This is a genomic window from Streptomyces gottesmaniae (assembly GCF_031845845.1).
Classification (GTDB): Bacteria; Actinomycetota; Actinomycetes; order Streptomycetales; family Streptomycetaceae; genus Streptomyces; species Streptomyces akebiae.
In genome coordinates this window covers 1-13,549 of record NZ_JAVRFJ010000010.1, presented here as the reverse complement: position 1 = coordinate 13,549, position 13,549 = coordinate 1, and the positions used below count along the sequence as shown (strand labels likewise).

10 protein-coding genes are annotated in these 13,549 nt (G+C 68.4%); 9 read left to right on the top strand and 1 reads right to left on the bottom strand.

Annotated features, from left to right (window positions below):
* Window positions 1–135: 135 nt before the first annotated feature.
* The 9 genes from RM704_RS13360 to RM704_RS13320 all read left to right on the top strand — a co-directional run bounded on the left by RM704_RS13360 (window position 136) and on the right by RM704_RS13320 (window position 11,800).
* Window positions 136–582 (top strand): ATP-binding protein, encoded by a 447-nt coding sequence (locus tag RM704_RS13360; RefSeq protein WP_033531074.1) that lies wholly within the window; start codon window positions 136–138, stop codon window positions 580–582.
* A 211-nt stretch (window positions 583–793) separates the two neighbouring features.
* Window positions 794–1,000 (top strand): hypothetical protein, encoded by a 207-nt coding sequence (locus tag RM704_RS13355; RefSeq protein ID WP_371649106.1) that lies wholly within the window; start codon window positions 794–796, stop codon window positions 998–1,000.
* Between the two features lie 93 nt (window positions 1,001–1,093).
* The gene (locus RM704_RS13350) at window positions 1,094–1,273 is read left to right on the top strand and encodes an FxLD family lanthipeptide (RefSeq protein ID WP_030661977.1); all 180 of its coding nucleotides are present in this window, start codon (window positions 1,094–1,096) and stop codon (window positions 1,271–1,273) included.
* Between the two features lie 237 nt (window positions 1,274–1,510).
* Window positions 1,511–4,447, top strand: coding sequence for a lantibiotic dehydratase (locus RM704_RS13345; protein ID WP_192829811.1), 2,937 nt, complete (start codon window positions 1,511–1,513; stop codon window positions 4,445–4,447).
* Window positions 4,444–5,712 (top strand): lanthionine synthetase C family protein, encoded by a 1,269-nt coding sequence (locus tag RM704_RS13340; RefSeq protein WP_033531075.1) that lies wholly within the window; start codon window positions 4,444–4,446, stop codon window positions 5,710–5,712. Before RM704_RS13345 ends, RM704_RS13340 begins: the two co-directional genes overlap by 4 nt.
* A 22-nt stretch (window positions 5,713–5,734) precedes the next feature.
* Complete coding sequence (fxlM, locus tag RM704_RS13335) at window positions 5,735–7,825, top strand: methyltransferase, FxLD system (RefSeq protein WP_033531076.1); 2,091 nt, start codon at window positions 5,735–5,737, stop codon at window positions 7,823–7,825.
* Window positions 7,826–7,912: 87 nt separating this feature from the next.
* The gene (locus tag RM704_RS13330) at window positions 7,913–9,046 is read left to right on the top strand and encodes a hypothetical protein (protein ID WP_033531077.1); all 1,134 of its coding nucleotides are present in this window, start codon (window positions 7,913–7,915) and stop codon (window positions 9,044–9,046) included.
* 1,171 nt (window positions 9,047–10,217) lie between these two features.
* A complete protein-coding gene (locus tag RM704_RS13325; RefSeq protein WP_078937406.1) occupies window positions 10,218–10,415 on the top strand; it encodes a helix-turn-helix transcriptional regulator in 198 nt (65 codons plus the stop codon).
* Window positions 10,412–11,800, top strand: coding sequence for a tyrosine-type recombinase/integrase (locus RM704_RS13320; RefSeq protein ID WP_033531078.1), 1,389 nt, complete (start codon window positions 10,412–10,414; stop codon window positions 11,798–11,800). Before RM704_RS13325 ends, RM704_RS13320 begins: the two co-directional genes overlap by 4 nt.
* A 161-nt stretch (window positions 11,801–11,961) precedes the next feature.
* Here the strand turns inward: RM704_RS13320 and exaC are convergent, their stop codons facing one another.
* A complete protein-coding gene (exaC, locus tag RM704_RS13315; RefSeq protein WP_033531079.1) occupies window positions 11,962–13,485 on the bottom strand; it encodes an acetaldehyde dehydrogenase ExaC in 1,524 nt (507 codons plus the stop codon).
* Window positions 13,486–13,549: the final 64 nt, after the last annotated feature.

Below are 13,549 nucleotides of genomic sequence, written 5' to 3'. Positions count from 1 at the left end.
CGCAGGAGGGGAGTTGTCTTGGTGTTGGTCGCCCGCTACGCCCACCGTGCGGGCGGCTGTTGACGGCCCGGCCCGCCCCTGAGGTCCCCCGCGGGGGTGGTCCGGGCGCCGAGACGACACGAAGGCTCAACCCCAATGACGAGTCTCATTAAGCCAGTTCAGGCCGCCCCCACCGGCCACCCCGCCTATAGCCAGACCTTCCCTTGCGAGCCGTCCACGGCCCAAATCGGCCGCAAGCTCGTCCGTGACGTCCTCGGCGTATGGCACCTCGACAACCTGGCCGACGTCGCCGCACTGATCATCTCGGAGCTGATCGCGAATGCCGTAAGGCACACCCCGTGCGACTCGATCCGCCTGATTATTGGGCGACCGAGCGCGACACGGGTGCGCGTTGGGGTGGTGGACCGGGCGCCATCACGTTTGCCGGTGCTCGGGCAGGTCAGGGGAGACGACGAGTCAGGCCGCGGCCTGCTCCTGATCGACGGCATCGCCGACCGCTGGGGCTATGACCTGCACGGCACGGACGAGCGCCCACGGTGCAAAGAGGTCTGGGCCGAACTCTTCATGAAGGGCGACGAGTGAAGCCGGTCGTGGCGACCTCGCCCATGCCGGACGTCGCTCGCCTACGTCCCCGCCAGCAGATGGCCATGGAGTGTGCACGCTGCGCCCGGTACCTGGGAGCGAGCGGCGAGATCTTGGGCGAAGTACGTCATCGGGGCCTGCTGTTCCAGCTCTGGGTGTGCGGGCCCACCTGCCGGTCGCCCACACCTGGACCGCGGACGGGAGCCGAGACATGACCCAGCTCCCCGGCATGCAGGAGCACTGGGTCACCGGTGACTGCTGGCTCGGGTGCGAGCGCACCGGAGTGCCCGTGATCTGGCTCGGCCCACTGCAGTGGGACGGGCAGCACGCCCCAGTCCACGCCTGCAAGCCGTGCCTCGACCGGCTCAAGGCTCAGGCGCTCGCCTACTTCATGCAGCGGCGACCGGCTGCCGTCTGAGCAGACTCCCGCCTCCGGCCGTGCGGACTGTGCCGTACGGCCGGAGGCGGGCATCACCGCACAACAACATCCCAACCACTCAAAGGAGTTGGCATGACACGCAGCACCGTAGTACCGAGCAGCACTCATGTGAGCCAGCAGACGCCGAGGACGTCGGACGGTTTCGACCTGGACGTGTCCCTCGTCGAGGTCGCCGATCCCGCAGGTCTGGTCAACCTGACCGACGACAACTGCGGAACCACCTGTGGCGCCTGCACCACCAACGTCGCCTAAACCCGAGGCTTCACGTCGCTCCGGGCTGGTGCCGCCACGCCCTGTGGCGTGGCGGCACCAGCCGCCCGTCCCTCACCTACGGAGGTAGTGGTGGTTGCTCCGCGCCCAGCGTTCCGAACCGGCACGACCGCTCTCGTACGAGCCGTTGCCCAGCCGACACTGCCGTGTCGTCCGCTTCCGGACCTCTCCGATCACTCTCCCAACGGAGCCGCCACCTGTGCCGCCTGGCTGCGTGAGATCTGGGCGAACGCCGACCTTGCCGAAGCCTTGGAACACGCCAGCCCGGTCCTGGCCGCGCAGGTACGGACCGTGTGCACGGCCGATGAGCCGTCAACGCGAGACGTCCGGCGTGCGGCACTGTCCGTGGCCCGCTACCTGCTGCGCTCCCAGCACCGGGCGACGCCGTTCGGGCTCTTCGCCGGTGTGACCGTCGCAGAATTCGGTCCGCAGGCGGGCGCACGCTGGGGTGCGGAGCACGTAGCCATCGGCCATGCGGGCGCAGAGTGGTTGGCCGCCGTCATCGAGAGGCTGGAGTCCTGCCCCGACCTCCTCGAACGGCTGCCGGTGGTCGTCAACAACACCGTGACGAGCCGCGGGGACCGGCTCATCGTGCCGTTTCAATCCGACGCTCAGGACGATCGGACTCGCGCGGTTGAGGCGTCCCTTGCCCTCATCGAGCCCGTACGCGCGGTCCTCGCCGCAACGCGAGCGCCGGTCCGGGTCGGTGTGCTCGCGGACAAGCTCCAGGCGGAGTTCCCCGAGGCCGGACCGGAGAAGGTGCGGCGGCTACTAGTAGAGCTGATCCAGCGGCATGTCCTGATCACGAGCTTGCGCACACCCAGCACCGAGACCGACGCCCTCGGGTATCTACTCGACCAACTCGACGCGATCGACACCGACAGCCTCCCTCCGGTCGCGGAGATGCTGCGCGAGCTGCGGGCGATCCGGACCGGCCTCAATGAGTGCACTTCGCGGGGCCGGCAGGACAGCGTCGCAGCGCGGATGAGGGCCCTCGTGCCAGGTCTGCGCCGCCACCCTGTCGCGCTCGACCTGCGCCTGGACGCGCAGCTCGTACTGCCGGACGCGGTCGCCCGCGAGATCGAGCGCGCGGCCCTGATCCTGACCCGAGTCTGCGCCCGCCCGTACGGCACCGCGGCGTGGGGCGCGTACCACCAGCGGTTCTACGAGCGGTACGGCATCGGCACGATGGTGCCGCTCCAGGAAGTCGTCGCGGACAGCGGCACCGGTTACCCCGACGGCTACCCAGGCACTCCGCCTGGCGCCCGTCGACCTCGCGTCTCCGCTCGGGATGACGCCCTCGTACGGCTGGCGCAAGCCGCCGCGCTCGACGGCCGCGACGAGGTGGTCCTCACCGACGAGTTGATCGACGCCTTGGACGTAGGGCCCGACGAACCCCGGGTGCCGCCGCACCTGGAGGTGGGGGTGCGGGTTCATGCGGCCAGCGTGGGCGAGTTGCAGCGCGGGCGATTCCGGCTTGAAGTCGTGAGCGTGTCTCGCGGCGCCGGCGTCTCCACAGGCCGGTTCCTCAGCGTCCTGGCCCCCGCCGACCGTGAGGCCCTGGCCGCCGAGCTGGCTGACCTTCCGACCACCGACATCAACACCGTGCCTGCGCAGCTGTCCTTTCCACCGCTCCTGCCTGAGAGCGCCCACGTCACGCGCGCCCCGCGAGTCCTGCTCACCGTGATCAGCCTCCAGGAACACCGGGCTCCCGCAGACGATGTCCTCACACCTGCGGACCTGGCGGTGGGGTGCGACGGCCGCCGCATGTACGTGGCCGCCCCCGAGCGCGGTCAGCGCATCGAGGCCGTCGGGATGCACGCGCTTAACCTCCGCACGCACACTCCGCCGCTGGTGCGATTCCTCACCGAGTTGTCGCGTGCTCAATGCGCGCAGGTCACCGTCTTCGACTGGGGTGCTGCGGCGGCGATGCCGTTCCTACCGCGCCTGCGGTGCGGGCGCACGGTGCTTTCCCCGGCCCGCTGGCGGCTGGAGGCGACCGAGCAACCTGGTCGCGCACGCCCTTGGGCCGAATGGGACTCCGCCCTCACCGACTGGCGGGCTCGGCGGCGGCTACCTCGGCGGGTCTACCTCGTGGAGGACGACCGGCGTCTCTTCCTCGACCTCGACGAGGCCGGCCACCGGACGCTGCTGCGCCAGCACCTCGACCGAGCGGGCCTGGCCGTGCTCGTCGAGGCGGCGGAACCGGGGGCGCTTGGTTGGTGCGACGGTCGCGCCCACGAGGTAGTGGTGCCGCTCAAGGCAATCCGGTCTCCGACGTGGCCGGCGCTTCCCGCCCCCACCCGGGCTCGCGCCCTCTCTCCAGCCCAGATGCAGACCCCGGCCGCTTCGTCGGTGTTGCTGGCCACCTTGTATGGAGACGATCGCCGCCAGGACACCCTGCTCTCCTGCCACTTGCCCAATCTGCTCGAACGGCTGGGTGGCCCGCCGTGGTGGTTCATCCGCTTCCGCGACCCCGAGCAGCACCTGCGTCTGCGCATCGCGCTACCCACGCCGGAGGCATTCGCTGAGACGGCTCGAACCGTGAGCGCATGGGCCGACGAGCTGCGCGGCGCCGGTCTGCTCGCGGACTTGCGGTACCCCACCTCCTATCGGGAGATGGGCCGTTGGGGATCCGGCCCTGCCTGGGACGCGGCCGAGGAAGTGTTCCGGGCGGACTCGCGCGCCATCCTGGCCCAGCTCTCGCAGCCGCAGCGCCCACACGAGCGCACGCTGGTGGCCGCACACACTGTCTCTATCGCCTCCGCCTTCCTCGGCAGCACCCAAGCCGGGATGCGCTGGCTGATCGACCACATCCCTCCCACAGCGCCCTTGCCCGTACCGCGCCCGCAGTTCACCGATGCCGTACGCCTCGCTGACCCTGGCGACGACTGGGCGGCATTGCGCGGCGCCCCCGGAGGAACGGCGATCGTGTCGGCGTGGGCCGATCGCGACGCGGCGCTCGCCGCCTACCGCCGGCAACTGCCAGGTCCCCACACGCAGGGCATCGCCCTTGATGACGTCCTGACTTCGCTGCTGCATGTCCACTTCGTGCGGCACATCGCGGTGAACTTCCCCGAAGAAGAGGTCTGCCTCTACCTCGCTCGCGCTGCAGCCCTGGCCTGGACCGCCCGCACCACTGGGAGGACACGGTGATCGCACAGGCCGGGCTGGACCTGGCCGGCGCCGTCGCCGAGCAGCTCGCCGACCCCCACACGGCGTACCTTGGGCCAGCGGTCTCTCATCGGCAGCACCTTGCCTATGGCTTGCCCGGCATCGCGCTCCTGCACATCGAGCGGGCTGCGGCCGGCCTGGGGCCGTGGCAGCGCGCCCACGACTGGCTCGCCGCCGCATCCCGCGAACCGCTGACCAGCGGCCACGACAGCCACCCCTTCTACGGGGCGCCCGCCTTCGCGCAGGCTCTGGCGTGCGCCGCCGATCACCTGCCAGGCGCCTACCAGCGCGCACTCGACACTCTCGACCGACAAATGGCTGACGACGTGAGCCGCCGCGTCAGCGCCGCACACCGCCGCATCGACGCCGGACTCCTCCCAGCGCTCGCGGAGTTCGACACCATTCGCGGCCTGAGCGGCTACGGCTCCTACCTCCTGCGCCGCAACCCTGGCAGCGCCGCCCTGCGTGCCGTACTCGACTACGGCGTACGCCTCACCCAACCGATCACACACGACGGCGAGATCTTGCCCGGCTGGTGGACGAACACAGGGCCCTCGGGCCGCCCGGACGACCGTTTTCGAGGCGGACACGCCAACAACGGCATGGCGCACGGTATCGGCGGCGTGCTCGCGCTCCTGGCGCTCGCCGCCACGCAGGGCACCTTCGTCGACGACCACGACGACGCACTGGACCGGATCCTGGTGTGGCTGGACCGATGCCGAGAGGACAGTGGCCGAGGCCCGGCGTGGCCGTACTGGGTCACCCGGGAAGAGCTGCGCACCGGCCGCCTCACCTCGTCCACGCCGCGGCGGCCGTCATGGTGCTACGGCACCGCTGGCCTCGCCCGCGCCCAGCAACTCGCCGCGCTCGCCCGCGGCGACGACGGCCGTCAGCTGGACGCCGAGAACGCGCTCGTGGCCGCCATCACCGACCCCTTTCAGCTCAAGGCCACGACGGACAACGCTCTGTGCCACGGCTTCGCCGGCCTCGCCCACGTCGCCGCCCGCGCGGCCGACGACGCCCACCCCTCGACCGCCGGACAGCTCCGCGCCACGATCCCGGCACTCCTAGCCGCAGTCCAACCGCCGGGCGCCGACCCCGCACACGCCGCCACGACGCTCCTGCAGGACGAGGAGCGCGGCCCCGGTCTCCTCGACGGCGCAGCCGGTATCGCACTGGCCCTCCTCGCGCCAAGCACCGCCGCACCGCCCCGATCCACCTGGGACGCCTGCCTGCTCATCGCCTGACCCTCGACCGAAGGACACCCGTATGCCCCCGGACCGCTCCGACCGTTGGCAGCAACACAACATCACCTTCGCTGACCGCGAGAGCGCCCAGCGCGCCATCGTCGAACGCCTCGCCCCTGTCCTCCTCGCTGCCGAACGGGACGGGCAGCTCACCGGCTGGTGGTTCATGAACAAGCAGCCCTGGCCGCTGCGGTACCGCGCGGACGAGCCTTCACCCGCCGTCGAAGCGCTGCTGAGCGACCTCGTCCAGGACGGCACGGCCGTGTCATGGCTGCCCTACATCTACGAACCCGAGACCCACGCCTTCGGCGGGACCCAGGCCATGGACGTCGCCCACGACCTGTTCCACAAGGACAGCCGCCACCTGCTCACCTATCAACCAGGCCCGGAGCAGCTGGGACGCCGGGAAACCGCCGTGCTGCTGGCAAGCGTGATGATGCGGGCGGCCGGCCTGGACTGGGTCGAGCAGGGCGACGTATGGGTAAAGGTCGCCGCCCTCCGACCGGCCACCGGCCTTCTGCCCTCTGCGCGGGCCGCCGAACTGGCGCCCGCGATGCGGAAGCTGATGACGGTCGACGCCCATAGCTTGTGCCGCGCGAACGGCCCGCTCGCCGAGCACGACGAGTGGGTCGCCGCTTTCGAGAGGGCGGGCACCGCGCTCGCCGACCTCGCAGGCCGCGGCGCCCTCACCCGCGGTCTGAGAGCCGTCCTTGCCCACCACGTGATCTTTCACGCCAACCGCGCCGGTCTCCTCCGGGACGACCAAAGCGCCATGTCCAACATCGCACGAGAGGTAATCATGGGAACGAGTGACAACACCGCGTCGACCGACGAGGCAACGGCCAAGACGGATAGCGTCAGGGCGGTGAACACCGACACGATCGCCACCCCCACGGCTGACGCCGAGCGCCTCCGCAACGCCCTGGTCGACCAGCTTCGCGCGGAGGGGCACGCCCGCACGGCCGCAGTCGAGAATGCGCTGCGGAGTGTGCCCCGTCACGTGTTCGTGCCGGATGCGTCGCTCGAAGACGCCTACGCCAACGCACCGGTGCACATCAAGTACGACGCCGACGGCACTTCGATCTCGTGCGCTTCCCAGCCGGGCGTCGTCGCCCTCATGCTGGACCAGCTCGACGCGCAGCCCGGCGAGCGCATCCTCGAACTCGGCGCCGGCACCGGCTACAACGCCGCTCTCCTCGCCCACCTGGTCGGGGAGAGCGGGCACGTGACCACCCTTGATGTCGACGACGACCTTGTGGAGGGCGCTCGCGCACGCCTGGCCGCAGCTGGTCTCACCAACGTCGAGGCCGTGACCCGCGACGGGGCCCTCGGTTACGCCGAAGGAGCGCCGTACGACCGGATCATCGCCACCGTGGGCGCTCACGGCGTGCCACACGCCTGGATGCAACAGCTCGCCCCCGGCGGCCGGCTCCTCGTCCCCCAGCGCCTGAAGGGCACCGTCTCCCGGTCCATCGCCTACGAGCAGCGCGAGGGTCGATGGGTGTCTCTCGGCAGCGAGATGAACACCTTCATGCCGCTCCGCCGGGGCATCGCCGACGACGACCGCCGTGTCATCCCGCTCAGCGCAGACGGCACCGTCCGGCTTCAGGCCCCCGCTGGGCAGAACATCGACGCCGATGCCCTCGCCGGAGTCCTGGACCAGCCGCGCACCGAGGAGTGGACCGGCATGATGGTCCGCGCCATGGAATCGCCGGAGTGGATGGAACTTTTCGTCACCTGTTCCCTTCCCTCCGGCCTCATCCGGATGCTGTTCCCCCAGAACGCCAAGGGCACTCTGCTCACGGAGGACCCCTACCCCTCATCGACTGCGGCCGTCGACAAGGGCGCCGTCACCTACCTGGCGCGACGCGTGTCGGAGAAGAAGACCCCCGAGGGCGACAAGCTCTGGGAGTTCGGCGTCATCGGCCACGGCCCCGGCAGCGACGAGCTCGCCACGAAGGTCGCCGACGCCATCCGTACCTGGGACCGCGAATACCGCGGCCGCGAGGCCACGTTCGAGATCCAGCCCCTCGACGCCCCCGTCATCGAGCAGCGCCCCGGACTCTTCGCTCTCGACACCCCGCTGAACCGCATCGTCGTCGACTGGCGGTGACGCCCCTTGTGTAGCGGACGGTGCCCGCCGGCGTACGGCTCGCGGGCACCGTCGCCCCAGCACTTCTCACTCACGCCCGGGGAACCCATGGACCCGCACGGACCCATAGCCCAGCGCTTCCCGCTCGTCGCCCGATTCCGGCCCGCCTGTCTGCCCCTGCCCCAACGCGTGGGCGGTCTCGTCGACCTCGCCGAGACGGCGGTGAAGAAGGGCGACCAAGGGCTCGCATCCGCTGTCTACAACCAGGCCGCGCTCATCGCCTCCGATCTCGGCCTGCCCGACCTGGCCCGCCAGATGTGCCACCAGCACGCCGCCGCCTACCTCCATGCCTGCCCCCTGCCCGGCATGAGCGCAATCCGGGGACTGGAACCGGTCGTCAACCTCGCCCGCCTCCAGATCCGCGCCGGCCACACCGACGAGGGGCGCCAGCACCTACTCGGCCTGTACACGGCCGTCGAGGCAGGCACAGCGGCCCGGTTCGGGGGCGTCGCCGTACCGGCGAACATCACTGCGACCGACGAGGACCGCCACGAGGTCCGTGCGTGGCTGTGGCGCGTGCTCCTCGGCGATGGGACCCGCACCCTCACCACCAAGGGACTTTGGGCGGAGGCCCTGAGACACCTCGAGACTCACCGCGGCGTAGGCAAGCGGATGCTCGACGGACGCCAAGTTGCCGTACTCGCTGCCCTCGTTGCGGGTGACACGGCATGGGCAGCTGTTCTCCTTGCCGAAACGATGCCCGGTGATCCGTGGGAGCAGGCCATCACGGCATGCTTGACGGCCCTGTGCCGCCGCGGCGCCGAGCTGCCGGTCGAAGACCAACTGGCGGCGCTGGTGACCACCTATTTGGAGTGGCCGGCCGAACCTGGGATGACCGTCTTCGATATCCGGCTCGGCCTCATCGTCCTCGACGCGATCGGTTCCGCCGAGGCTCCTACCGCCTACCGCATCGTCGAGGACGTCCACCGCAGGACGGCCGCCGCCGAAGACGGCTACGCGGCCCGCGAGAACCTGGCGCACCCTTTGTTCACCGCGATCGCCACGGACTGGCAAACCCAGGACTGCCGCGCTCTCGTACATGCCTGCGCCCTCGGGGCAGGGACCATCCCGGACGAGCTGCAAGGACAGCTGTCGTCGGCTCTCAGCGCCAGCGACATCGTGATCCGGGACAGCCTTGCGTGCCCCTCCAATTCCGGGCGTACAACTCGGCGAACTGCGTGAGTGATCAGCCAGGCACCCTCTTCCCTCAGACAGTCGTGCACGACCGGGATTTGGTGCCGACCTCGGTGGGCTGATCACTGCAGCGCAGCAGCACTGGATCATCGGCATCGCTCGCATTGGTCACCGCCCGAGAAGTCGGCCGGATCCACGGCGGGGATCATCAAGGGGCGAGTGGCTCTGTGTGACCGAGGCTCCGGCATTCGCCCACGGCAGACAAGGAAATGGCCCACGGGACTGGAACCCCGTTCGGGATCATGTCAACGTACAACGACCCTGAAAACACCAGGTCAGCCGGGGGGCGCGCCATTGAAGGTCAGCCTGTAGAGGGGCTGGCCGCTATGGCAGTACGCATCCCGCGCTGCTCGGTCCCACGACCGCGTCCCGCTCCGAGGAGGTCCACCTGTCGAGTCCCGCCTTCCGATTCGTCCCCATCCCGCTCGGCGCCGCGAACGCCTGGACTGCCCCGGAGACGGAGGGCTTTGGCGCCATTTCCAGGGCTCTGCCTCTCTGTGTTTGCACGCCAGGATTTGGTGTAACGCGGTAACCGCCGTGGTCGAGAGGCCTCTACGTACATCGCTGCGTACCGCAGTACAGCAACACGCCACGGCGCCTGGGTTGTTGGCGCTGTGAGGTCGTAGGGCCCGTGACCTCGATCGGCTCACCGGCGGCAGGCTGCCCGTGCTCGTCACGGATGGCGCACCCTCGCCCTCCGCTCGTACCGCGTGACTGAGGCGGAAACAGGCGCGATGAGCAGCCTTCGTAGTGCAGGGCGATACATAGCAGAAGCTCCCCGGTTACCGAAATCGGGGATCTTCCAGAGCATTGGTGGTGTTCGCATTCGGCTGTGCTTGGCGGTGGAGCCGTGGCGGACACAGTTGGCAGAGCCGTACGCATCCGAGAGGAGATATTGGGTGGCTGTTGCCAGCTGCTGCTACATCAATGACCAATCCTTCATGCCCACGGCCACTGTTGCTCGCTTCGCAAGGTCTCATTCCGGACCGCTCCCTTGTGCGCCGAGAGGAAATCATCCGCTGTATCGATGCGTGATACCTGGCTGCGTCTGGTCGTCCACCCCGGGTCGGCGGCCGTGCAGAAATGGGGATCTCTGCTGCATACGATGCGCGCCTGGATTTCCGGCATGAAGCCTTTCTTAATGTGAAGGTGATATTGCATGGCTCGTCCTCCGGCGCTGAAGCTCACCGAGGTTCTCGCGGAGATTCGTATGAGTCCGTCGGCGTTCTATCGAATGCGCGCTCGCGGGCAAGCGCCCCGCATGATCAAGTTGCCCAATGGTGAACTCCGGTGTCGTCGTGCTGACCTGGATGCCTGGTGGGACATGTGCGAGAGAGATACTGATACTTGGCGATGAGTTACAATGTCCGTTTCTGGGACATACGGGAGCGCCCCGATCGGCGCAAGCCGTTTATGGTCCGGTGGACGGTCAATGGGCGCGAAAAATCAGAGTCATTCATGACCGTCGGGCTCGCCGACAGCAGGCGGTCAAAGCTGATGACCGCGGCACGCGATGGTGAGCCCTTCGATGAGCGCACAGGGCTGCCAGCGTCCGAACTGCGAGCTATCAAGCAGCGGACGACATGGTATGACCTTGCGCACGAATACCTCGACCAGCGTTGGGACCGCACGCCGGGAAACACCCGCCGCACACTGGCCGACGCATTCGCCACCATCACGCCTGCCCTAGTGCGCTCTGGCGTGACCTATGCGGAGCCGCGGGTGCTGCGGCGAGCGTTGTACTCCTGGGCGTTCAACAAGAAGGCGTGGGAGAAAGAGCCAGTTGAGGAATGGCGGCAGGCGCTGGACTGGATGAAGCGAAACTCCCTGCCTGTCAGCGCTCTCGCGGAAGCCGATGTGCTGCGACGGGCACTTGACGCCCTGTGCCTCAAGCTGGACGGCAAAGAGGCTGCGGCCAAGACGGCACGGCGCAAGCGGGCTGCGTTCAACGAAGTCCTCAACATCGCTGTGGAGAAGGGTTACTTCACGGAGAATCCCCTCAACGGACTCAGGTGGAACGCTCCAGCGGTCAACGAGGAAGTGGACCCGGCTGCCGTTCCCAATCCCGCCCAGGTCGCCCGGCTGCTCACGGCGGTTGCCCAACAGCGCGGGCGCGGCCCTCACCTGGAGGCGTTCTTCGGCTGCATGTACTACGCGGCGATGCGGCCTGCGGAGGTCATCCATCTCCGGCTCGAACAGTGCCATCTGCCCGAGAGCGGCTGGGGGATGCTCAACCTGTCGGGTGGCGTCGTCACATCAGGCAAAGAGTGGACGGACGGTGGTTCGGTGCACGAGGTGCATTCCCTCAAGCGCCGCGCGGCTACCGCGACACGGCCTGTGCCCATCCCGCCGCAGTTCGTACGCATGCTCCTCGCACACATCGAACGCTTCGGTGTTGCGCCGGACGGCCGACTGTTCCGGAACCAGGCCGGCAACTACGTGGACGCAGCTGCATATGGCACAACGTGGGCGCGGGCACGGAAGTATGTCCTGACCCGTACAGAACTCGCCTCCAGGCTGGCAAAGCGGCCCTACGATCTCCGGCATGCCGGGATCTCGTTCTGGCTGTACTCCGGTGTGGACCCCGCCGAGTGCGCTCGTCGCGCGGGCCAGAGCATTGAGGTCCTCTTCCGCCACTACGCCAAATTCCTGGACGGCGTCCGAGAACAGGCCAACCGCCTCATCGAGCAGTCCATGCAGGAGTGGGACCGCGTCAGCCAGGGCGCGGAGCCTGAAGGGTGAGTCGGGGTTTGGTCCGTGACTGGTCCGGAAGTACTGGTCAGGAGCGGGACAGCGGTGGGAGGAACTGGGAGTTATAACGTAAGTCGGTCTTTGCCCCGGACGGGCCGAGAGGAAGGCGCCTAACGGGCAAAAGCCCAGGTCAGGCGCCTTTTTTCGTGCCTCTAGAAGAAGCCCAGTTTCCTCGGCGAATACGACACCAGAAGGTTCTTGGTCTGCTGGTAGTGGTCCAGCATCATCTTGTGGGTTTCGCGGCCGATGCCGGAACCCTTGTAACCGCCGAACGCGGCGTGCGCCGGATAGGCGTGATAGCAGTTCGTCCAGACGCGGCCCGCCTGGATGGAACGGCCCGCGCGATAGGCCGTGTTGGTGTCACGTGTCCAGACACCCGCGCCCAGGCCGTACAGCGTCTCGTTGGCGATCTTGATGGCGTCGTCGAAGTCGTTGAACGAGGTCACGGAGACGACCGGACCGAAGATCTCCTCCTGGAAGATCCGCATACGGTTGTCACCCTCGAAGATCGTCGGCTGGACGTAGTAACCGCCCTTCAACTCGCCCTCGTGCTCGATGCGTTCCCCACCGGTCAGGACCTTCGCGCCCTCCTGCCGACCGATGTCCAAGTAGGCAAGGATCTTCTCCAACTGGTCGTTGGAGGCCTGGGCGCCGATCATGGTGTCGGTGTCCAGCGGGTGCCCGGTCTTGATCTGCTCGGTGCGAGCGACGGCCGCCTCCATGAACTCGGCATAGTTGCCGCGCTGCACCAGCGCCCGCGACGGACACGTGCACACCTCGCCCTGGTTGAGCGCGAACATCGTGAAGCCTTCGAGGGCCTTGTCACGGAAATCGTCGTTCGCCGACCACACGTCGTCGAAGAAGATGTTCGGCGACTTGCCACCGAGTTCCAGCGTCACCGGCGTGATGTTCTCGGAGGCGTACTGCATGATCAGTCGCCCCGTCGTCGTCTCGCCCGTGAACGCCACCTTCGCCACCCGCGGACTCGACGCCAGCGGCTTGCCCGCCTCCACCCCGAACCCGTTCACGATGTTCACCACACCCGGCGGCAGCAGATCCGCCACCAGGCTCATCCACACGTGAATGGACGCCGGGGTCTGCTCGGCCGGCTTGAGCACGACCGCGTTGCCCGCCGCCAGCGCGGGCGCCAGCTTCCAGGTCGCCATGAGGATCGGGAAGTTCCACGGGATGATCTGGGCGACCACACCCAGCGGCTCGTGGAAGTGGTACGCCACCGTGTCCTCGTCGAGCTCCGCCAGCGAACCCTCCTGCGCGCGGACCGCCCCCGCGAAGTACCGGAAGTGGTCGATGGCGAGCGGGATGTCGGCGGCCAGCGTCTCCCGCACAGGCTTGCCGTTCTCCCAGCTCTCCGCCACCGCCAACTGCTCCAGATTCGCCTCCATCCGATCGGCGATCTTCCGCAGGACGTCCGAACGCTCCGTCACGGACGTGCGCCCCCAGCCGGGCGCGGCCGCGTGCGCCGCGTCCAACGCGCGCTCCACGTCCTCGCTCGTACCCCGCGCGATCTCCGTGAACGGCAGACCGTTCACCGGACTCGGGTTCTCGAAGTACTGCCCGCGCGCCGGCGGGACGTACTCACCCCCGATGAAGTGGTCGTAACGCGCCTCGTAGGAGACGACCGCGCCATCCGTACCGGGCGCTGCGAAACGGGTCATGAATACCTGCCTCCCGAGAAGCGCCACCCGCCGTTGGGCAGCTCTCGCGAGGAGGCTAGGAACC